General features: G+C 60.4%; 15 protein-coding genes and 2 pseudogenes. 4 read left to right on the top strand and 13 right to left on the bottom strand.

Translation table 11 applies throughout. The features are described 5' to 3' along the window. Nucleotides 1-23: 23 nt before the first annotated feature. From ATE59_RS01165 to ATE59_RS01150, 4 genes are all read right to left on the bottom strand, one after another. Nucleotides 24-1571, bottom strand: coding sequence for a carboxylesterase/lipase family protein (locus ATE59_RS01165; protein ID WP_082657251.1), 1548 nt, complete (start codon nucleotides 1569-1571; stop codon nucleotides 24-26). 56 nt (nucleotides 1572-1627) lie between these two features. Further along, a complete protein-coding gene (locus tag ATE59_RS01160; protein ID WP_197409117.1) occupies nucleotides 1628-3730 on the bottom strand; it encodes a TonB-dependent receptor in 2103 nt (700 codons plus the stop codon). 243 nt (nucleotides 3731-3973) lie between these two features. Continuing rightward, a complete protein-coding gene (locus ATE59_RS01155) occupies nucleotides 3974-5287 on the bottom strand; it encodes a hypothetical protein (RefSeq protein WP_058810918.1) in 1314 nt (437 codons plus the stop codon). Next, the gene (locus tag ATE59_RS01150) at nucleotides 5284-6024 is read right to left on the bottom strand and encodes a GntR family transcriptional regulator (RefSeq protein WP_058810917.1); all 741 of its coding nucleotides are present in this window, start codon (nucleotides 6022-6024) and stop codon (nucleotides 5284-5286) included. Before ATE59_RS01150 ends, ATE59_RS01155 begins: the two co-directional genes overlap by 4 nt. 132 nt (nucleotides 6025-6156) lie before the next feature. On the opposite strand from ATE59_RS01150, the gene ATE59_RS01145 reads away from it, so the two are divergent. Then, on the top strand, nucleotides 6157-7170 hold the full coding sequence (locus tag ATE59_RS01145) for a serine hydrolase domain-containing protein (RefSeq protein WP_058810916.1): 1014 nt from the start codon (nucleotides 6157-6159) through the stop codon (nucleotides 7168-7170). Nucleotides 7171-7334: 164 nt separating this feature from the next. Here the strand turns inward: ATE59_RS01145 and ATE59_RS18365 are convergent, their stop codons facing one another. The 4 genes from ATE59_RS18365 to ATE59_RS01130 all read right to left on the bottom strand — a co-directional run bounded on the left by ATE59_RS18365 (nucleotide 7335) and on the right by ATE59_RS01130 (nucleotide 11753). Next, complete coding sequence (locus ATE59_RS18365; protein ID WP_443029273.1) at nucleotides 7335-7508, bottom strand: UrcA family protein; 174 nt, start codon at nucleotides 7506-7508, stop codon at nucleotides 7335-7337. A gap of 78 nt (nucleotides 7509-7586) precedes the next feature. Next, nucleotides 7587-9017, bottom strand: a complete 1431-nt coding sequence (locus tag ATE59_RS01140) for an efflux transporter outer membrane subunit (protein WP_082657285.1) — start codon at nucleotides 9015-9017, stop codon at nucleotides 7587-7589. Nucleotides 9018-9057: 40 nt separating this feature from the next. Then, nucleotides 9058-10629 carry an MDR family MFS transporter gene (locus ATE59_RS01135; protein WP_156416681.1) on the bottom strand — a complete coding sequence of 524 codons (1572 nt, stop codon included), beginning with the start codon at nucleotides 10627-10629 and terminating at the stop codon, nucleotides 9058-9060. Then, the gene (locus ATE59_RS01130; protein ID WP_058811268.1) at nucleotides 10626-11753 is read right to left on the bottom strand and encodes an HlyD family secretion protein; all 1128 of its coding nucleotides are present in this window, start codon (nucleotides 11751-11753) and stop codon (nucleotides 10626-10628) included. The genes ATE59_RS01135 and ATE59_RS01130 overlap by 4 nt, the downstream gene beginning before the upstream one ends. A 131-nt stretch (nucleotides 11754-11884) precedes the next feature. Between ATE59_RS01130 and ATE59_RS01125 the strand changes: the two genes are divergently transcribed. Continuing rightward, nucleotides 11885-12376, top strand: a complete 492-nt coding sequence (locus tag ATE59_RS01125; protein ID WP_058810915.1) for a MarR family winged helix-turn-helix transcriptional regulator — start codon at nucleotides 11885-11887, stop codon at nucleotides 12374-12376. Between the two features lie 739 nt (nucleotides 12377-13115). Here ATE59_RS01125 and ATE59_RS01120 read toward each other — a convergent pair. Next, a complete protein-coding gene (locus ATE59_RS01120; protein ID WP_156416680.1) occupies nucleotides 13116-16052 on the bottom strand; it encodes a TonB-dependent receptor in 2937 nt (978 codons plus the stop codon). A gap of 486 nt (nucleotides 16053-16538) precedes the next feature. Here ATE59_RS01120 and ATE59_RS18360 point away from each other — a divergent pair. After that, nucleotides 16539-16745: pseudogene (locus ATE59_RS18360) on the top strand (transposase); the annotation flags it as partial. Here ATE59_RS18360 and ATE59_RS17965 read toward each other — a convergent pair. The 3 genes and pseudogenes from ATE59_RS17965 to ATE59_RS17420 all read right to left on the bottom strand — a co-directional run. Next, nucleotides 16742-16816: pseudogene (locus ATE59_RS17965) on the bottom strand (IS6 family transposase); the annotation flags it as partial. The pseudogenes ATE59_RS18360 and ATE59_RS17965 sit on opposite strands and share 4 nt — an antisense overlap. A gap of 110 nt (nucleotides 16817-16926) precedes the next feature. After that, on the bottom strand, nucleotides 16927-17340 hold the full coding sequence (locus ATE59_RS01115; RefSeq protein ID WP_058810914.1) for a hotdog fold thioesterase: 414 nt from the start codon (nucleotides 17338-17340) through the stop codon (nucleotides 16927-16929). Then, nucleotides 17337-18218, bottom strand: a complete 882-nt coding sequence (locus ATE59_RS17420; RefSeq protein WP_082657248.1) for an alpha/beta fold hydrolase — start codon at nucleotides 18216-18218, stop codon at nucleotides 17337-17339. The genes ATE59_RS01115 and ATE59_RS17420 overlap by 4 nt, the downstream gene beginning before the upstream one ends. Nucleotides 18219-18349: 131 nt before the next feature. On the opposite strand from ATE59_RS17420, the gene ATE59_RS01105 reads away from it, so the two are divergent. Beyond that, nucleotides 18350-18745 (top strand): MarR family winged helix-turn-helix transcriptional regulator, encoded by a 396-nt coding sequence (locus tag ATE59_RS01105; protein ID WP_231737136.1) that lies wholly within the window; start codon nucleotides 18350-18352, stop codon nucleotides 18743-18745. A 55-nt stretch (nucleotides 18746-18800) separates the two neighbouring features. On the opposite strand, the gene ATE59_RS01100 is transcribed toward ATE59_RS01105, so the two are convergent. Then, a complete protein-coding gene (locus tag ATE59_RS01100; protein ID WP_058810911.1) occupies nucleotides 18801-19586 on the bottom strand; it encodes an NUDIX hydrolase in 786 nt (261 codons plus the stop codon). Nucleotides 19587-19666 lie beyond the last annotated feature (80 nt).

Genomic DNA, 19666 nt, shown 5'->3' with positions numbered 1-19666 from the left:
AGGGCCTTGCAAGGCCGAACGGGCTAGGGCCTGGGCTGGCCGCTCCCGAAGTGAATCCTCAGCAGATGGTCGAGCTGCGCCTTGCGAAAGCCGGCGACGACGCTCGATTGGAGCGCAAACGTCGCCAGGCGATCGTTTGCGGAATCGTAGCGCGGCCAACTGCGGATCAATGTGCAGCCGGGAACGCCCGTCTTGGCGAAGGCAACCCAGCAGGCCGAGATGCCTTCGCCGAAGCGGCGATCGTCCTCACCGACAGTGCCGGCAACCGACGCCAGATAGTCGAGCGTCCCGAACACATACGGAATTTCCGAGCCGTGCGCGGCGCCCTTGGCACGGTCGCGCCGCGCCGCTGCCACATAGTCGAAATGATAGAGATAGGATGGAGCCCCACCCGCCGTCCGCGCCGCGAGCCAGCGCGCCGGAGCGACGAACCAGGCGTCGCCCAGCACCTGCCGTACCAGCTCGTCGTCGGCGAGACCTGTGCCATAGGCGGCGCGGCCCGCCGCCTGGTCGGCGCCGAGATAGGCAAGCGCGGCCGCAGGCGGCACGCCCATGCCGAGGATCACGCTCGCCTCGTTACTGTTGGCGCCGACAAGGAGCGGAACGTCGATCGGCTCACTGCGAGCAAAAACGCGCCAGGGCGCTTCGCGCACCAGCTCGCCGTCGAGAATGGGGCCGACCATCGCGCCCGGTGTCTTTACCTCGCCAGCGGCGACGAGCGCGGCGGCGGGAAGCGCGCGAAGCGCGTCGAGCGAAGCCGCAGGCGGCGCGCCGGCGCGGACCGCCAACGCGGAGCCCAGCGCTTCCTGTTCGGCAAGCGGGCGCGGATCGAGAAGTCCCACGCCCGACTGGACGATCGCGCGAGCAAACAGGCCCTTGGCTTCGGGCTGGGCAAGGATCGTCGTGACACCGATCGCTCCGGCCGATTCGCCGAACAAGGTCACCTGCCGAGAATCGCCACCAAAGGCCGCGATGTTTTTCTGAACCCATCGCAAAGCGGCCAATTGGTCCATCAGGCCATAATTGGCGAGCGCCTCACCGCGCGGCTTGGCCGCGCTGAGCGCCGGGTGCGCGAAATAGCCGAGCGCGCCCAACCGGTAATTGATCGTCACCAGAACGACGCCTTGCCGTGCAAAGGCGGTGCCGTCGAAGGCGGGGAAGGTGCCGGAGCCGATCACATGCGCGCCGCCGTGAATCCAGACCATGACGGGCAGCTTGCGCGCACCCGTCGGACGCCAGATGTTGAGCTGGAGGCAATCCTCGGACTGGTGCTCGGCAACGCCGCCCGCGACAAGCGCGGGGCGCACCGTCTGCGGACAGGCTGCGCCGAGTTTCGAAGCGTCGCGGAGGCCCGCCCAGCGCGGCGGTGCCTGCGGCGCGCGCCAACGAAGCCCGCCCACCGGCGGAGCAGCAAAGGGAATATCCAGAAAGCGCTCGATCCCCGCCTCGCTCGCGCCCGCAAGTCGGCCCTGCGCGATGGTCGCCGCGGGTGACGCGTCCGCTGCCGCAACCGAAACCGATCCGGTCAGCGTGGCGGCGCCAGCGAGTGCTGCCATCCCCAAATGCCGCATTGCGCCCTCCTTCCCTTCCCGGCCCAGCGGCCGGAGCCGCCGACGAGGTGAGCGACCTAGAAAGAAATGCGTCCTTCAACGCCGATGACCCGCGGCTGGCTGTACCGGTTGATTGTCGGCGCCTGCGCCACGAAATAGACCTTGTCGAACAGGTTGTTCGCAAACGCGCTGACGCTGACCTTTCCGAACTCGGCGCCGACCCGAAGATTGACGAGGACATAGTCATCGAGATCGACCGAGGTTGCCGTCAGCTCCTGCTTGCCGCCCCGTTGGCCGCTGACCAGGACATTGCTGGTCAGCGCGATATCCTTCGTGACCGGGTAGCGCAGATTGAGGTTGGCCGAGGCAAGCCAGTCGGGAACCTGCGCCAGGTCGAGCCCGTCATAGCGGCCGCTCTTGACCTTGCCCCCCTGCCGCGAGCCGCTCAGCGCAAGGCGGCCATTACCTTCGCCGAGATCGAAGCCTTGGCTATATTCCGCCTCGACACCCCAGCTTTTCGCATCACCCGCGTTGGTGAGATAGGCGACCGCCGCTACCGGGCACGCCGCATTGGTCAGCGCGCAGCCATCGTCGACCTGCGCGATTAGGTCCTCAAGCTCGGTGTAATAGCCAGCGATGGCGAAATATCCGCGGCGTATCGGACTGCCCTTGATGCCAAGCTCGTAGGAGGTGCTGTTTTCGTTGCCGAACAGCACCTGCACCGGGGCCGGCGCGCGGGGGTCGGAAAGGCGCGTGTTGAACCCGCCGGCGCGGTAGCTGGTGCCGACCTTGCCATAAGCGAGGACATCCGAGGTGAGCTTGTAGGACAGCGTCGCGTTGTAGGAGAGATTGTCGGCGTTGATGCTGTCGTCAATGATCCGCGACGGTCCGCCAGTCGGAAGGCCCGTCCCGAGATCAAAGAGCCGCGCCGAGATGCTCCGGCTGTCGCGGGTGTAGCGCAGTTCCCCGGTCAGGTTGAGGCTGTCGGTAATATCGAAACCGAGCGAACCATAGGCCGCATAACTTTCGAAATGGAGCCGCGCCGGCGCGATGTTGCCTGGCGACGGATTGGCAAGGGTCGGCGTGCGGGTCGTTGTCACCGAGAAATCGCTGTCGAGCAGCAGCATTTCGGCGCCGACCAGCCATGTGAAGCGATCGCTCGCCCCGCTGACGTGGATGTCCTGCGAGAAATTGTCGGTCGTATCGACGACATAGGACGCCGCGCTCGGATCGAGCGGGGTCAGCGCGCCGATCTGACCCGCAGCGCGCGCGCGCGCCAGTTCGGCGGGGCTGATGGCGTCATTGTCGAGATCATATTCGGACCGGCGCTTGCGGAACGAGGTCGTCGAAGTGAGGTCGGCGCCGCCGAGATCGACGCGGACGAGCGCCTGCAGACCGTCCACATCCTGGCTCGCGCGCGGCGCGGTGTTCCAGGGGTAACGAAAGCGATCCTGGATATAGCCCCCCGGAAAGCCGGGCGTGCCGGCGGGAATGAAAATCTGATAATGGATTGTCGGCGTGGTGAGGCGCTGTGTTTCGGCGGTGATGATCGCATCGACGGGGCCGCGTTTGAGCCTGATCTGGCCGCGCAGCCCGTGCCCCTTCTGCTGGTCGAAATAGACGTCATTGTCCGGATTGTAAAAGAAGCCCTTGTCCTGCTCGACCAGATCGCCGCTGAGGCGGATCGCCAAGCCATCGGCGAGCGGGACGTTGATCGCGCCCTGCGTCTGGAAGCTGCTGTTCTCGAAGCCGTAGCGCGCGCTCGCCCAGCCCGACAGATCGAACTCGGGTTCGGCCGAGATGATGTTGATCGCGCCGCCGACGGCATTGCGACCGTAGAGCGCGCCCTGCGTCCCGCGCAGCACCTCGACGCGGCCGATGTCGAGCAGGTCGAGCCGCGTGAAGTTGCGCCCGCCCACCGGTCCGCCCGCGATATAGGCGCCGTTGCGATACAGCCCGACGCTTGGGTCGCCGTTCGTCGCCCGCGCCGTTGACGAGGCGCGGATCGAAATCTCGGAGGTGACCGACGAGTTCAGATTGTTGAAGCGGACGCTCGGCTGGTCCGCGAGCAATTCGCCGCTGCCCGTTGCACCGCCGCGATCGGCGAGCGACGAGGCATCGATGACCGAAGCCGCGGTGGGAACATCCGCGAGCCGCTCTTCGCGGCGGCGGGCCGTCACGACGATCGCGCCGTCGTCGCTTGCCTCTGCTGCCGTGTCGGCCGGAGGAGGAGTCTCGGAAGGCCGATCCTGAGCGAAGGCTGCCGGGCCTGCCGACACCCAAAGGGCGGCCGTGCAGAAAAGAAGGTGCGCCTTGCGTCCCATAGTGTCTCTCCCATCGTCTTATCGCAATTATTATCGATAATTTTGTGCATAAGCGCGAACGAGTCAAGCGGGAAAAGCGCAACGCCCCTGAAGTGCGGCTCAGCGGCTTACCGGGATGACAGCGGTGAGAAGGTCCCTGAACCCGCGCGCCGTAGCGGCAAGCGGCTCGGGAGCGACGGTCGATAAATCGTCGGTCGCGGCATGGTGATGGCGGTGTGCGCCGAAGACGCCCGCGTGGCGTGTATAGCCGGCCTTGATGATTTCGGAGAGTTCTCCCGCGGTGCCATCACCCGACGGATAGGCCATCTCGATGCCCGGCTGGCCCTTGAATATCGCGCGCGCGCGTTCGACATATTCGGCCGAGGTCATGAGGAAACGATAGGGATCGGCACTCGGCAACGGCAGCAGGCGCCCCGGCATGTCCTGATAATCGCGCGTCGCGGCATTGGCGCCGAGATGCAGCCAGAAATCGGTCTCGCCCGGCGGCGGACCGACCTTCTCGACGATGTGGCTCGCGCCGAGATTCTCATATTCATGCCCGCTGTTGCACATGAAGAGCAGGCTGTGCTGCCTGAAGACGCCGGGCATCCAGTCGGCGAGCGCGAGCCAGATCGCGATGCCCGGCCCCCGTTCACCCGCGCAATCGGTCCAGCCCGAGCGCGGCGTCGAGACGGCGAGCCAAGGGCGGCCGGGGCGAACACGCCGACCGATGACATTCTGTGCCGTGCGTGTGCCGCCCCGGCCAAGAAGCGTCATTGTTGCCGGCGCGCCATGGCGCGCGGCTTCGATTACAGGTGCAGCAAGCCGCGGCGCGAGTAACGCGAGCGGCTTGTCCGAAGCCGGATGGTCCGCCGGGGCATTGAGGAGCAAGGCTTCGCCCGTCGGTCCGGTCGTGACGAGGATTACCCCGCTCGCGCCTCGCGCCAGCGCGTCGGCAAGAGGCTCCCGGACCGCGCGATCGACAAGGCTCGACCAGCGGAGATGCGGCAAGCGCACCACAGCGATCGCCCCGTCGAGGCGTTCAGGGATTTCTGCGAGCCGCAGCGGCGCATCGAGTCCGGCCTCACCGGTTTCGACGGCGAGCTGTTGCGCGACGAGCGCAACCTCGAGATCGCCGAGCGTGAGGTCGCAGCGGGTGACTTCGAACCAGGGCACGTCAAACGTCTGGCGTTCGACCTCGAAACCGGCGCTCGCCAGCCGCTTCGCCGTCCAGTCGCCGGTCCAGCGATCGCCCGCGCCGCCCGACTGCTTGTTGCCGGCCTCGGCATAGCTTTTGAGGTCGGCGAAAAGGCGTTCGGGCCCGAACATGGTCAAATCCTCCGATGCGGCGGCAGCGGAGCCAGCCTGCAATGCGATCGGCGCGGCGAGGCCCGCCTTGAGCAGGGTTCGGCGGTCGGTCGGGAGGCGGCTCATGTCACTTTGGCGCGGCGGCGGCCCGGCTTGGTTTTTGCGTGGCGGGCCTTATATTCCTCGAGCGCTCGTCCGAAGCTGTTCTGTGTCACGCCGATCAGGTCGCGTGCGACCGCATCGGCCGCATCGCCATCGCGCGCGACGATGTGCCGGCATAGCTCGTCATAGAGAATGGCTGAGCGCTTCGCGGCGTCATTGCCATGCGTTTCGATATAGCTGTCGGTGTAGACATTGTGCTGCCAGCGCGCGAGCAGCGCGACCCGGTCGAGGAGTTCGAGCGCAAGCGGCGCATTGCTGCGCTTGGCGATGAAGCGGCCGATGCGGTTCGAGACCTTGATATGCTCGAAGGTATTCGCGGTGCGCTGAGTGACATCCTTATATTCGACGAGCCGGTGCATCAGTTCGCGCCCGTCGCGATCGGTCATTTCGGCGGCCGCAAGACGGCACACGACACCGAACAGCGATTTCCAAAGTTCATAGACCTCGTTCGCGGCATGCTCGTCGATGTCGATCACATAGGTGCCGCGCCACGGCACGACCTTGACGAGGCCTATCCGCGCGAGATGACGGAACGCCTCGCGCACCGGCGCATGGCTCACCCCGAACCGCGCCGCGATTTCACGCTCGCGCAGCCATGACCCCGGCGGGATCCGCCATTCGACGATGTCGTCGGTCAAGAGACGCGCGATCACGCGGTCCTGCGTCGGCGCGCTGTCGTCTTCGGTCTTCGTCGCGGCCATTTCTCTCCGTTCGGCTTTCCTGTTTGCGGCGCCATCCTAATCGGGCAGTGCGTGCGAGCAATCGAAGATTGCGAATGAAATTATTATCGATAATATCAACAATGACAAGCATCAGAAATTGGGAGCCGGATTTTGAAGCGCACCATTCTTCTTCTCGCCGCCGCCGTTGCGGCCCAGCCAGCGGCGGCCGCCGACCCCGGGTCGCTTCCCGGCTGCGCCAAAGCGCTTGCCTATTCGGAGGAACATGCTGGCGTTGCGTTGCTGATCCTGGAGGACGGCAAGGTCCGCTGCCGATCGGCAGATGTCGCGACGCCACAAGAACTCTGGTCGGGCACCAAGAGCCTCGTCGGGCTGATGGCGGCAGCCGCCGTCCAGGACGGGCTGCTGACGCTCGACGAGCGGGCTTCGGACACGCTGGCCGAATGGAATGGCGACCCCGCGAAAGCCCAAATCACGCTCCGCCAGCTGCTGTCGATGACAGGCGGGCAGGCCTCGGCTATCGGCAAACCCCAAGGCTATCTCGACTCGGTGAAGGCGCCGCTTACCGCGGCGCCGGGCAGCAAATTCCAATATGGCCCCGCTCCGATGCAGATTTTCGGCGAGATCATGCGCCGCAAGCTCGTCGCCAAGGGCGAGGACGGCAATCCGCGCCATTATATCGAGCGGCGCCTTCTTACGCCGCTCGGTGTGACGATCGGCGATTGGCGCAGTGGCCCGGATGGCGCGCCGCTCATGCCGCAAGGCTTGGTGCTGGCGGCCTTGGAGTGGGCGAAGATCGGCGAGTTCGTCCGCGCGGGCGGCACGCTGAGCGGCAAGCCGCTCGTCGATGCCGCGGCGTTCGCCGAAATCTTCAAGGGAAGCGAGGTCAATCCCGCCTATGGGCTGACCTGGTGGCTGCCGCGCGAAAGCCCCGTCGATGATCCCGTCACCCGCTCGAACGACATGACGCTCCATGCTGCCGAGCTTCCTGCCGATATGGTGGTCGCGGCCGGGGCGGGCGATCAGCGCCTCTATGTCATCCCCTCGCGCCGTCTTACGATCGTGCGCCAGGCGAGGCTCGATTTCACGGGCTTAGCGGCCGCGAAGAAAAGCGGTTGGTCCGATTGGCAATTTATTTCGATGCTGCTGACCGCAGAGAAAGGCTAGATCACGACGTAAGGCGTGCAACCTCTGGTCGAAAGCGGCCTGTCGGATCTTGGCTTGGAAAACGTGAAAGCGGCGCCTTTTTGTGAGCAAAAGGCTCCCATTTCTCCCCCGGCACAAAGTGACTGCATTTCTTGGATCACCTAACCGGACTCATCCACACAGAACTATCCAAGGCTGGGCGCCGTATGCTTTATAGACCGCAAGCATCCCGCCTCGGCCAGCGCGGATCGCGCACCACGGCTTCTGCGGCTGCATATTGTGCGTTCGGCCGACCGAAGCCTGGCTTGCAGAGTTTTCGGGCCGGCCGGCTCCGACAGGTTGAGATCGTCAGTGCGGATCAGGAGAAATTCATATGAGATTCTTTCTGAAACGATATCGCACCTTGGAGCTCATATTAACAACACGCATAGGTTATATTAAGTTTTTGCTTGCGTTTGCCATCCCAGGCCTAGAGATTTTTGCAGGGCGATCCATGACAGCGTGAGCGCCGCCCTTCCCCGGACGAGGTCGGTTGCCGCTTGCTCCTGTTTGCGAAGCGTGCGATTTAAGTCGGCGTGCGAGATCACTCCGCTGGCAAATCGTTGTCGATCGAGATCGGCTGCGCCATCTGCCTGGGACTTGATCTGCGCGAACGCCACAAGGGCAGAGCGCTGCTGGCCAAAGCGCGACAACGCACGCTCGGCGTCCTGAAGTGCAGAAAGCACTGTCTGTCGATAGTTGGCAACTGCCTCGGCACGTACGGCGCTCGCCTGATCGACCGCGGCATCGACCCTACCGAAATCGAGGAAGTTCCACTGCAGCTGCGGTATAGCGAGAATTGACGGGTTGCTGACATCAAATAGATCGTCTGGTGATGTTCCGCCGAGTCCCAAGATACCCATGAATGACAGTTTCGGAAATCGTGCAGCCTCCGCAACACCGATCCGAGCCGTTGCTGCCGCCAGGCTACGTTCGGCCGCGCGGATGTCGGGCCGACGTGCGACAAGGTTTGAGGGGTCGCCCACGGCGACCTGTTCCGGCGGGAGGGGAACATCGAATATCTGTTTCAGCGCTTCGTCCGTTGTCCCGGGGAACTGTCCAGCGAGAATGGCAAGCGCATCGAGCAATACCGCCGTGTCAGCTTCGGCCTCGGCGAGCTGCGACTTGAGCAACTCGAGCTCGGCATTTGCATTGCCGAGAGGGAACAGGGGCAAAACGCCTTGCTGATACCGTTGATAGGTTAGCGAGAGGATTTGCTGCTGCAACTCGCACTCTGTTCGAAACGCTTTGGCTCGAAACTGAGCCTCGCGCAGGTTGACATAGGCATTGGCAACTTCGGCGGTCAGCTGGACCTTGGCATCCTCCACATTGGCAACCGCTGCCGCTGCCTGAGCGTTGCCGGCCTCGATCCGTCGCTGCGTTCCTCCTGCGAAATCCAGCTCCCAATTGGCGTTGAGCCCGAGATTGTAGACACTGAGGCCGTCATCCGCCTTTCCCTTCGGACTAGCAGGCGCGCTCGCCGAAGGCGGGGCACTGTTCTGAATATCAAGGCCTGGCAAGCGGCCCTGAATAGCCGTCGCCTGGGTTCCAAGCGTCGGAAACCTTCCGGCCTTCTCCTGTCTCACGGATGCCCGCGCCTGCGCGATCCGGGCTTGCGCAGCCTGAAGCGAAGGGTTGTCCGATAAAGAGGCCTCGATTAGCCTGGTCAATTGCGGATCGTTCAAAAGGAGCCACCACTCTGCCAGCTCGGGCTCGGTATCGCTGACGTTATCGCCGGCACGGACAAAGCCGTCATTTCGGTTCGCCGAGTATACTACCGGAGGCCCGGCGTAGTCTGGGCCCGCGACACAACCGGTCAGCAGAGACAAGGCGAGAAGCGATATTATAGATTTTCTTATCATGTCAGGCTCAGTGCATCGAAAGGGAAACATTCTTGGGAAGCGGCTTCAAAAAGATGACCAAAGGAACGGTCATCAAGGTCAAGACGCCCATCGCCAGAAACACATCATTGTACGTCATTACGAACGCGTCCCGCTGGATGGTCCGGCCTAGCATAGACATGGCACCCTCCATCCCGCCGAATCTTTTCGCGAGTTCATCAAGATAAATCTGGAGCGAAACACTGTTGGCATTCAGCGTCTCTTCCATGCGCCGACTATGGTGCCAGATCCGCTGGTCCTGAAACGAAGCCAGTCCGGCCAAAGCGAAAGATCCTCCGAGATTTCGAGCGGCGTTAAAAATGCCAGAGGCATCGCCAGCATCTGTTTTTGCCACTGAGGCTACGGTAGCCTGGTTCAGGAACATCATGGACAGAATCATGCCAACACCGCGAATAAGCTGGCTTTCGATGAATACGGCGCCCCCGGATTCCGCGGTGAGGCTTATGCTGACGAAACAGCTGGCCGCCATCAGAAGCATACCAACTCCGACGGCAATGCGGATGTGGAGCCTGCGGATCATGAAGGGCAGGATCGGCATAAGCACAAAGGCCGGAATACCCATCCAAAATATAACGAGCCCGGTTTGAAAAGCGTTATAAGCCGATATGATCGCAAGAAATTGGGGAATGACGTAGGTCGAACCATACATCACCATTCCCAGGGCGAGAGCCATCACCGCAACGCTTCCGAATTGGCGATTGAGAAGGAGGCGGAGTTTCAGGACGGGCTTCGATGCATTTAGCTGCCCGTAGATCAGTAAAGCGAAACCGATAACGGCAATGAGTGCCAACCAGCGAATTAGCGCGGATTCAAACCACTCCTCGCGATGCCCCTCCTCCAGCAACACAGTCAAAGCGCCCAACCCCAGAATCAGGCCGACAATGCCCGCCCAATCAGCTTCTGTCAGATACTCCCACTTCGGCTCTTCGTGAGGTAGCCCGGCAAATAGCAGCAGCAACAGCACAGCGCAGATTGGAACGTTGACAAAGAAGGCATAGTGCCAGCTCAAATTTTCGGTCAGCCAGCCACCGATCAGCGGCCCCATGACCGGACCCAGAATCACTGTCATGCCGAACAGCGCCATGCCGATCGGCTGTTGATGAGGCGGCAATCTTTTGGCGACGATGGTCATAGCAGTTGGTATCAGCGCACCGCCCATGAAACCCTGACCCGTGCGACCGATGATCATGGTCGTGAGGTCGGTCGCTATACCGCAAAGAATTGAGAAGCCGGTGAACGCGGAAACCGCAATGATGAGTAGAGTTCGCAGTCCAAAAAGTCGTTCAAGCCAGGCGCTAAGCGGAATTACCACAATTTCGGCAACGAGAAATGCGGTGGCAATCCACGTGCCCTCGGTGCCGCTGGCTCCGATTTCGCCCTGGATCACCGGAAGCGCGGAATTAACGATCGAGATATCGAGTGTTGCAAGCATGGCGCCCAGGGCACCCGCTGCGACCGCTATCCACGCGGTGATATCGGCATTCCGCCTGTCTGCAGTCGGAGTACCAGAGGCGCTGTTCGATGCCAACTCGGCGGTCATTTGGCGGTACTCGAGATTTCTTTCAACTCTCCGGCAGCGTCTCGCGTGTCGACGATTGCCACGACCGACATGCCCGGGATGAGCAGACGACGCACTTTAGGCGAGGCTTTGATCGCGATACGAACCGTTATCCGCTGAACAATCTTGGTGAAATTCCCGGTAGCGTTTTCGGGCGGCAGGATCGAAAATTCTGCGCCGGTGCCGGGCGAGATGCTCTCAACGCGTCCGGCAATCTCAAAGTCGGGAAGTGCGTCGACCTCGAGCCTGACCGGTTGCCCCGCCCGCAAAAGGCCGACCTGCGTCTCCTTGAAATTAGCGAGGACGTAGATTTCGTTCACCGGAACAACTGTCATCAATCGCTGACCGGGCTGGACGAATTGGCCGACTCTTACTGTTAGATCGCCAACGCGACCTCCCTTGCTGGCTCGCAGCAGAGTCGATGTGACATCTAGGTCGGCCGCTTCCAGCTGCGCGCGGGCCGCGTCAGCTTGGGCTTCGGCCTGGTCGATCTGTTTAAACAAGGTGGCCCTCCGACCGCTGGCGGCAGAGACTGCTGCCTGGGCAGCAACAAAGTCGGCGCGCGCTTGCTGCGCCTGTGTCTCATATTGTTGAAGCTTTTCTCGCGGCTCCGCACCGGTCGCGGCGAGGGGGCGATACCTCGCTACCTGCTCATTGGCGAGGTCGAGCGCCGCGCGCTTGGCGGCGAGTTGGGCCCGCGCCTGTCGAATCGCTGAGTCCTGTTCGGTTACTTGCGAGCGGATTGTGTCGGCGCCGGCCAGCGTCACCGCGATCTGCGCACGCGCCTGTTGCGCCTGGGCTTCATAATCTTGCATATCCAGTTGCACGAGCGCCTCGCCGGGACTGACCCGCCCGTTCTCAGAGACGAGCACCGCGTCCACGTATCCGGCCACTTTTGATGAAACCACAACGCTGTCGGCCGCGACATAGGCGTTGTCGGTCGATTGCATGTACTGCCCATAGGTGACATGCCTGTAATACCACCAACCACCTGCAATGAGCGCAGCAGTTATGGCTACAATGAGGATGAGGCGAAATTTGGGTTGCGATTTCAGGATGGATGCGGGCGCGCGATTCTGCTCCCGCTCATTTGGTTCGTCGATCATCTGCCTCTTTCGAAGGATTTTGGACATGTGCTAAGTCGCTTCATGGCGTGGCGTAGACCGTTCCCTCCAGTTAGTAAAATCGTTTAGTAATTTGAGTTTTGGCATTCTGACGAAACGGACTAGGCAGCGGTATGAACGCAAATCTCGACACAATGCCGCAACCACGGCTTCGCGAAGGCGCCCTCACCGACGACGACCGTATGCTATATTTGATGGACGAGATTAGTCGGGGGGCGAGGCGCGCTTACGACGCACGGATTGCCAAGATTGGCCTCAATCAGACGCAGTGGCGCATCATCGGACAACTTCTTCGCGAACCATCTTTGACGCAGGCCGGAATTGCCAAGCGACTGGAGCTGGAATCCGCCACGATAGGTCAAGCCGTCGCTGGACTTTGTGGGAAAGGATTGATGGAAAGGCGACGAGCCAAATTGGACGGCCGGGCATGGCAGCTCATTCTGACCGAGGAGCTCGACAGGTTGTTGCCCCAACTGAGAGAATCCGCGGACGGGCTGCATAGGATCCTATGGCGGAACGCCACGCGCGAAGAAAAACGGACGTTGCTGAATATTCTTGTGCGGATTGCGTCGAATCTCGATCAGAGCCGGACCAATGCGGAATAGGACATATGCCTAGGTTCCGAGATAAACCGATAGGAGACATCTCACGCGCCGCCGAGATAGGGCAGATACTTGTCCGGCACGGCGCCAAAAGCCTGGCGGGCGCGCTCGGAGTCGTTCGGCATCCGGCCAACTCAATCGATCCAGGTGAATTTCGCCCGACGGCGGTGGTCGCACTCCTGCGTGACATTGGTCCGGTCGGAATAAAGCTAGGACAGCTATGCGGTTCCGATTACCGAGATCAAGCAACTCAATGATCGGATCGAGGGCGACACCGAGATCGAGCGTCTGCAAGAGCAAAGCGCTCATCCTTATGTTGAAACAAGAACCCTCTACCTCGACATGCGCCAACGACAAATCGTCTCGTTAAGGGGCAAAGGCAGGGACGGCACTGCCGGGTTCCAAGCCGAAACCACGCTCAGCCAACCCGAGAGGTTTACCGATCCCGAAACACCTACCGCCGCCGAACCCACTGAACATGAAACGCCGCCGCCGGTGGGTCCGGCTCCCCACCCCTAGCATTAATTTTGCAAATTCGAGGGGCAGGAGCCAATGTCCCCATGTCGCTCGCGAGAGGCGCAAGCTTCCGCCCTGCGTACGCCGGACGTATGTCGCACCCATCCCTCGCCGAGGCCTGCTATTGGCGCATGAATTCGGCGTCGAAGAGCCTCCTTCGGGCACTCCGACGCCGCGATTTTCATGTGGCAAATTTTTACCCAGATAGATTAGGACAGCTAAATCATTAGAATTTTGCGCCGATCGCGACACCATAACGCCGCGGATCAAGAGTGTAGATATTCGTAAAATTGCCGGAAGATGCATCGGTGACATAAAGTCCGGTAACTGAGTTGCTATCGAAGATATTCTGAACGAACCCCCGGACAAACCAGCGCTCGTCGGCACCATTCAACTGCAAAACCGCATTAGCCTGCACGAAAGGTTCGATGCGATTAATCCTGCCGTTGAAGATGTTGCCATATTGCTTCCCGGTCAAGGAAATGTCGGCGCGGGGGACGAGTGTCATACCATTTCCGACCTCTGCCGTGTACTGAACCCCCATCGATGCCTTGACATTCGGCGCTTGGGGCAATGTGTTGCCCTTGATGTTAACCTCGACGCCAGGACTCAAGACCTGGATCCCGCTGTTCGCAGGGATAGCGCTCGCGAGGACACCGCAAATGCCGAACGCGCCGCTGGAGGCGATATTGCCGTCCGAAGGAAATTCCTGCGGTGCGCGAAGGCCGATAGCCGTATTTACACCCGCAACGAACGCATCAGCAACGCCAGGCCCAGGTCCCGTGACAGCGCAGTGCGCACCATTGCTGATGTCCTTGATAATCACGGCATTAGGATCCCCGCCGCCCGGATCACGCGGATTGGAGAAGAATTGATCGCCAGCGACCTTGGCATTGAGATAGCTGAAGGACAGATTGATAAGCCAGTTCGGGTCCGGCCTGATGACAGACTCCAGTTCGACACCCCAGATATTGGCGTCAACCGTGTCATTGACAGACGTTCTTGCCACGATGCGGCTGAGTTGCAGTCCACTATATTTGTAGTAAAATGCGGTGGCATTCAGTTGAAGCGCGCCGTTTGCGAAGACGTTCTTGGAGCCGATCTCGAATGCATCGATCGATTCAGAGCCGAAACTCTCGCTGACGGCGAAAATCGGAGAAAGCGGAGGATTGATCCCGCCGGATTTGTAACCCCTCGAGTAAGATGCATAGAGCGAATTGTCCGGCGTAACCTTGAAGGCCAGAACTGCTCGTCCGGTAATTTCGTCGAAGCCTACTTCGCGAAACTGGGCGAGTTGTTGGCCCGGCGTCCCCGGGTCGGCGTCGAAAAGTCCAGACGGCCCGATGAGAGGCGTTATCGGGGTATCGAACGGATCTCCATCATTGGCATAAGGGTTCAAGAAACTGATCAGCGTCGTACGCGCCGCCACATCCTTCTTGTCATTGTTGTAACGCAGTCCCCCGGTCAACGTCAGCCGGTCACTTAGATCGAAATAGACCTCGCCGAAAATGCCATAGCTCTCGAGATTCGATTCCAGCGAGTTGTTCCGATACATCGACGTCGCGAAATAGGATGGCGGAAGGCCGCCCGACAAGGAGCCGAATGAACCCAATATGGCACTGGCGTAATCGAGCGCAAACGAGTTCACATAATAGCTATTGTCGGTGGTTTTTGATTTCGCATAAATTCCCCCCAACAGGAAATTGAACGGCCCGTCGAAGTCACTCGTAAGGATGAGCTCTCCGCTCCACGATTCGCGTTGTTCCGAAGATCGATCGAAAGAAAGCGGCGTTTCGGAACACAGCGAGTTCCCTTCAAAAGCGCCTCTGCTTCCATCATCATTATCCGAGGTGCACAGCACACCCTGCGGACCGACCGGCATTAGAGCGCCGGCAATCGGCGAAAAATAGGCCGAAGAGCCGGGAATGAAGGCTGGCGCCGGCGGAGCAAGGCCGGTCGGCAATCCGTTAGCCGCAAAAAAGGCCAGCGTATTGAGCGCCGGGGCGAAACCGGCACGGCTTTGAATTCCAAGAAAATAGTCCTGCCTGGAATCGACTTCAGTATCCTGATAAATTCCGGTGGCCGTCAGGGTCATCGCGCCGAATTTTTGCTCAAGGCGCGCCTGCACCTGAAGCTCTTCGGCAAAATAGAAGGGCGTATAGGCTGTGTTGACGACACGCACATCCCCAGGCTCCTGAAAACCGGAAAACCCATCAGGGCCATAAAGGCTGCCAAGGCCGAGCACGGCGGGTATGCCCTGAATGGCGAAGAACTCGGAAGAACTGAGCGTCGCACCGACCGTTGAATTTGCGTTAGTGGTATCGAAATCACGTCGGTTGTTCAGGCATCCGAGCACGCCCAATGGATCGCGTTGGCACGTTTGTTTCTGGTTTCTGAGGCGCGTGTCCTTTTCCCGAAAATAATAGCCCATGAAATCGATCGTCGTATCAGGACCAGGTTCGAAACGAAGTGAGCCTCGCAACGCATAAAGGTCCCGAGCGTCGATGTCCGATCCATCATAGAGATTCGTCGTATAACCGTCGCGGTTCACATATATGCCCGCCAGCCTCACGCCGATCATATCTCCGATCGGGACGTTGACCATGCCCCGCGCTTCGATGCTGTTGAAATTGCCATACTCGAATTGCGTTTCAGCCTCGAAATGGGAGAGTTTGGGTTTCGCGGTCACAACATTCACGACACCGGAGGTCGCATTCCGGCCGAACAGGGTGCCTTGAGGTCCGCGAAGGACTTCAATCCTTTCCAGGTCGAAATATTCGGTCTCGAACAGGCGTGTTCCGAACAAGGGTGATCCATTGACATGGATTGCGGTCGCAGCATCGCAGGTGACGCCGACGCACAGGTCGCCAACGCCGCGAATAGTGAATGAAGCTGAGGTGAAATTGCCTTTCGAGAAAGATACATTGGGCAACGTCAGCTGCAAATCCGAGGCATTTTCGATCTGTTGGCTTTCAAGCGCCTCAGCACTGAATGCGCTGACAGCGATCGGCACGTCTTGCAAGCTTTGCGCCTGACGTTGCGCCGTCACGACGATGACATCGTTACCGCCATCGGGCTCTTCGGCTATGGCTTCCTGAGCATTTGAGACCTGTGGCAACGCCATCAGGACGGCGCTTGCCAACCAATAGGCTTTGTTATTCATCACCCTTCTCTCCCTGTCTCGAGTTTTTTTGTTTCTTGCGCGAACCCGTCCTTTTCCCCGATTGTCGATGTTCAAAAATGGGGCAGCTCGCCAAGCTGCCCCGAGTTTGAGGAGTGGCCAGATGGAGATTTCCGGAGAGGAAAAGATTCTCGCCACCCAACTGGAAGCTGAGCAGTTTTTCGGTGTTTGGTAAAGAACTTTATTATGTCACTTTATTATATTGCTGGGACTGTGGGAGGTGTGCCATCTCAGATCCGAAGAAATCAGTTTATACATCCGATGCTTGCTGTCGGCGCTTCAGCCATGGCGCGGTCGAGCGCGAGCCGACGATTTTTGGATGCTGCTGCGGTACGGCATGCCTGATCCGGAGCGCATGACCCGCGAGGTCCAAGGCTGGGTAGCAGTGCAAAAGGCCGGGCTCTGATCCCAGCTGCTGGAAACCAGAGGGTCAAGATAGATCACTGCATGGGCGACGTCCGAAGCTTCACTCGCCTGCGTACCCTCCATGATGTGGATAAGCTCGCTTTCTTTGTCAGCCTCACGCATCGTGCCGAATGACGCGCTTTCCTGCGGCACCTCTCGCCGGTACGCAAAAAACGCTGGGTTGTTTATGCCAAGGCGCCGCTCGCTGGTCCCGAGGCGGTGCTCTCCTTTCTGTCCCGCGACACCCACCGCGTTGCGATATCGAACAAGCCATACGCTAGATACCACCGCACCCACAGCAGGATCAGTGAGTCCTCAAACGGACGACCCTTGAACACAATCTCCACCCCCGATATTTCCCGCCGTGGCCGCCATTACCTAGGTTGACCAAACTTTGCGACAGAATCGAACGCAGGCGGCGAGCGCCAGGATCGCCATCAGCAATCGGCGGCTAGGCGACATAGGCGCCCCTGCCGCTGGCGATCAACCGCCCATCCTGGTCCTCGATTCGGGTTTCGGCGACGCTCAAGTGCTTGCCGAGCTTGACCACCCGGCCAGTCGCGCGGAGCGGGCCCGTGGTCGCCGGGCGGTGAAAATCGACGCGCATGTCAGCGGTAGCGCGGGCCGAGCCGCCTAGTGCATTGATCGCGTAGAGTCCGGTGAGATCGATAAGGGCGGAAAGTATGCCGCCGTGCGCCGAACCGATCATCGGGTTGGAGACAATTTCATCACGCCACGGCATTTCGAGGATCAACGCGTCAGCGGTCACAGCAACAATATTTAGCCCGAGCCAGCGATGGAACGGGGCGACGAGCAGCATTTTGCGCAAGACATCCAGTTGTGGAAACGATGGCTTGTCGGTCATTCTCCCCCCTTACGCGCATGGGTGCGGACCAGGAAATCCACGATTGCTTCACCAAAGAGATCGTTTTGGTCGCCGACTACCATGTGCGTTGCATCAGCAATATCGGTGTATTCAGCATGGGGAACCAGATCGCGGAAATGGGCCACGGCCCCCGGCGAGACGAGGTCGCTCGATCCACCGCGGACGAGATGAACTGGAAGGGTCAGCCTTCGCGCGGCTTCGCTGAGTTCTACCCTGCCATAGCCAGAACCTTCGCTTTGATCTTCGTCCTGGCGCAAGATTCCAGTCACAAACGCAGGGTCCCAGTGCCAGTAATAACGACCATCCGCCTTTTGCCGCAGGTAACGCCGCAAGCCGGGCGAAGCGGTGCGGCTTGGGCGGTGGGGAAGATACTCCGAGATCACGCGCGCCGCCTCGAGAGGCGAGGCGAACCCCGTGCCAGCATGGGCTGCCATAAAATCTATGACGTGCGCGACACCGGCAGACTCCAGTTGCGGGGTCACGTCGACTAAAGTGAGCGACGCAAATGCGTTCGGGGCGAGTTCGCCTTCGGCCAGGATTCCCGCCAGGCCGCCCAGCGAAGCGCCTACCAGTGCAGGCTTGCGATTCATTGCGCTGGCAATGGCCGCCAAATCGCGAGCAAAGTCTGCAATCGCGTAGGCCCCGTCTCGGGCCCATGCACTATCGCCGTGGCCGCGCAGGTCGAGGGCAATTGCCCGAAACCCGCTTTCCATCAGGAGATTCGTAATCTTTTTCCAGGCCCATCGGGTCTGGCCACCACCGTGCGCCAGCAAGACCGGCAATCCTTCGGCAGGGCCTTCGACGCTGGCTGCGATCCTGTGCCCGCCGTGGCCAACTAGTGTCAAATCTGCAATCATGATTATATCTTACTGTAATATCTTTTACAGTAAACACTTTTCATACACCCCTGGATGCGTTAGTTGTTGGTCCCATGAGAGATAGAGAGGCAGGTAAGGGATATCTCACAGAGGCGGACGAGCTCGTTTTCTTGCTCGAGGAGGTCCCCCGCAAACTGCGCAAGCTTTTCGACGCAGCGACAATCAACTTCGGCCTGTCCCGCACCCAGTGGCGCGCGCTCGCATATATCTGCCGGACGCCTGGCCTCACCCAAACTGAACTGGCTAAGCACCTCGAAATGGAACGAGCCAGCGTCGGGCACGTGATCGATCAGTTGGAAACAGCGGCCTTCGTCGAGCGCCGCTCCGCAGAAGGCAACCGCAGGGTCTGGGCGCTGCACTTGCTTCCCAACGCGATCGAAATTCTCCCAACACTGCGCGAGGCAGCCGACAGGATCTACGAAAGGGTTCTCACCGGGATTTCCGAAGAACAGGCGACCACAGTGAAGGACATGCTCGCGATTATGTCTTCGAACCTCGAAGACTGAAGCCAGCCCTCGACGCATCACCAAGGCGAGGCTCAGCAGCGCAGGTCAACCTGAGTCAGGCACCGAGCGTGCTCAACGGCTGCGAAACAGGACCATAGCCAGCGTCGGGCGGTATTATCAGGACACGCTCACCATTCTCGATAGAGACCTCGGGTAGCACCGTAACCAGTCGGCGCTTCCGCGCGCGCGAAAGGCAATCCTGCGCGCTTTCCGCCTCGGCGAGCAGCTTCAGATTCATCAAGGTAGGAAAAATGATGGTCCTCTCGCCCACTGCTGCCAGTCGGATCGCCTCGGATGGTGAGATCCATTCCGCATCGACAGTCTCGCGCCCATCGCACGCCGCCACTTGCCCCGCCGGAGCGCTCATCGCGTAGAACCAGGTGTCAAACCGCTTTGGCATCATGGTCGGGGTAATCCACCGGGCGAAGATAGCGAGCTCGTCCAGCCTGAGGTGGACACCCAGTTTGCGAACAACATCAAAGAAAGCGACATCGCCGGCGTCGACCGCGCGTCGCACCGACGCATCGCACGGGTCCTCGAAAGGAGCGCCTTGGGCGGTCTGCGCCAGCAGAATGCCAGTTTCCTCGAACGCTTCGCGGACCGCCCCGATCCGCAAGGCTCGCTGGACCGGGTCCAGTTCTTCCCATCCAATTGCATGTTCGACCCAGCGCTCGTCGGCGTCGCCGTCATGGGTTTTGCCTCCGGGAAAAACCAAGGCGCCGGATGCAAAGTCGATCTGATGATGACGTTTGACCATCAGGACTTGGAACTCGGGCTGGTCGCGTACCAGAAGCACGGTCGCTGCGGGCTTCGGCTCGGGAATCTTCGGCGCATTGGTCATTTCTGTCTCCTTGGCTCTATCCGCATCGACACGCGTTGGCGTGTTCGCAATTCAGTTGATCCTTGTCCTGACCATTCGCC

The sequence above is a fragment of the Sphingopyxis sp. A083 genome (assembly GCF_001468495.1).
In the GTDB taxonomy this organism is placed as follows: Bacteria; Pseudomonadota; Alphaproteobacteria; order Sphingomonadales; family Sphingomonadaceae; genus Sphingopyxis; species Sphingopyxis terrae.
This window is presented reverse-complemented; position numbering and strand designations above follow the sequence as displayed.

What these genes read in the sequence shown, in the direction of transcription:
- ATE59_RS01165 (WP_082657251.1), bottom strand. Translation starts at nt 1,571, where the DNA reads ATGCGGCATTTGGGGATGGCAGCACTCGCTGGCGCCGCCACGCTGACC.
- ATE59_RS01155 (WP_058810918.1), bottom strand. Translation starts at nt 5,287, where the DNA reads ATGAGCCGCCTCCCGACCGACCGCCGAACCCTGCTCAAGGCGGGCCTC.
- ATE59_RS01150 (WP_058810917.1), bottom strand. Translation starts at nt 6,024, where the DNA reads ATGGCCGCGACGAAGACCGAAGACGACAGCGCGCCGACGCAGGACCGC.
- ATE59_RS01135 (WP_156416681.1), bottom strand. Translation starts at nt 10,629, where the DNA reads ATGACCGCCGAGTTGGCATCGAACAGCGCCTCTGGTACTCCGACTGCA.
- ATE59_RS01130 (WP_058811268.1), bottom strand. Translation starts at nt 11,753, where the DNA reads ATGATCGACGAACCAAATGAGCGGGAGCAGAATCGCGCGCCCGCATCC.
- ATE59_RS01125 (WP_058810915.1), top strand. Translation starts at nt 11,885, where the DNA reads ATGAACGCAAATCTCGACACAATGCCGCAACCACGGCTTCGCGAAGGC.
- ATE59_RS01120 (WP_156416680.1), bottom strand. Translation starts at nt 16,052, where the DNA reads ATGAATAACAAAGCCTATTGGTTGGCAAGCGCCGTCCTGATGGCGTTG.
- ATE59_RS01115 (WP_058810914.1), bottom strand. Translation starts at nt 17,340, where the DNA reads ATGACCGACAAGCCATCGTTTCCACAACTGGATGTCTTGCGCAAAATG.
- ATE59_RS17420 (WP_082657248.1), bottom strand. Translation starts at nt 18,218, where the DNA reads ATGATTGCAGATTTGACACTAGTTGGCCACGGCGGGCACAGGATCGCA.
- ATE59_RS01100 (WP_058810911.1), bottom strand. Translation starts at nt 19,586, where the DNA reads ATGACCAATGCGCCGAAGATTCCCGAGCCGAAGCCCGCAGCGACCGTG.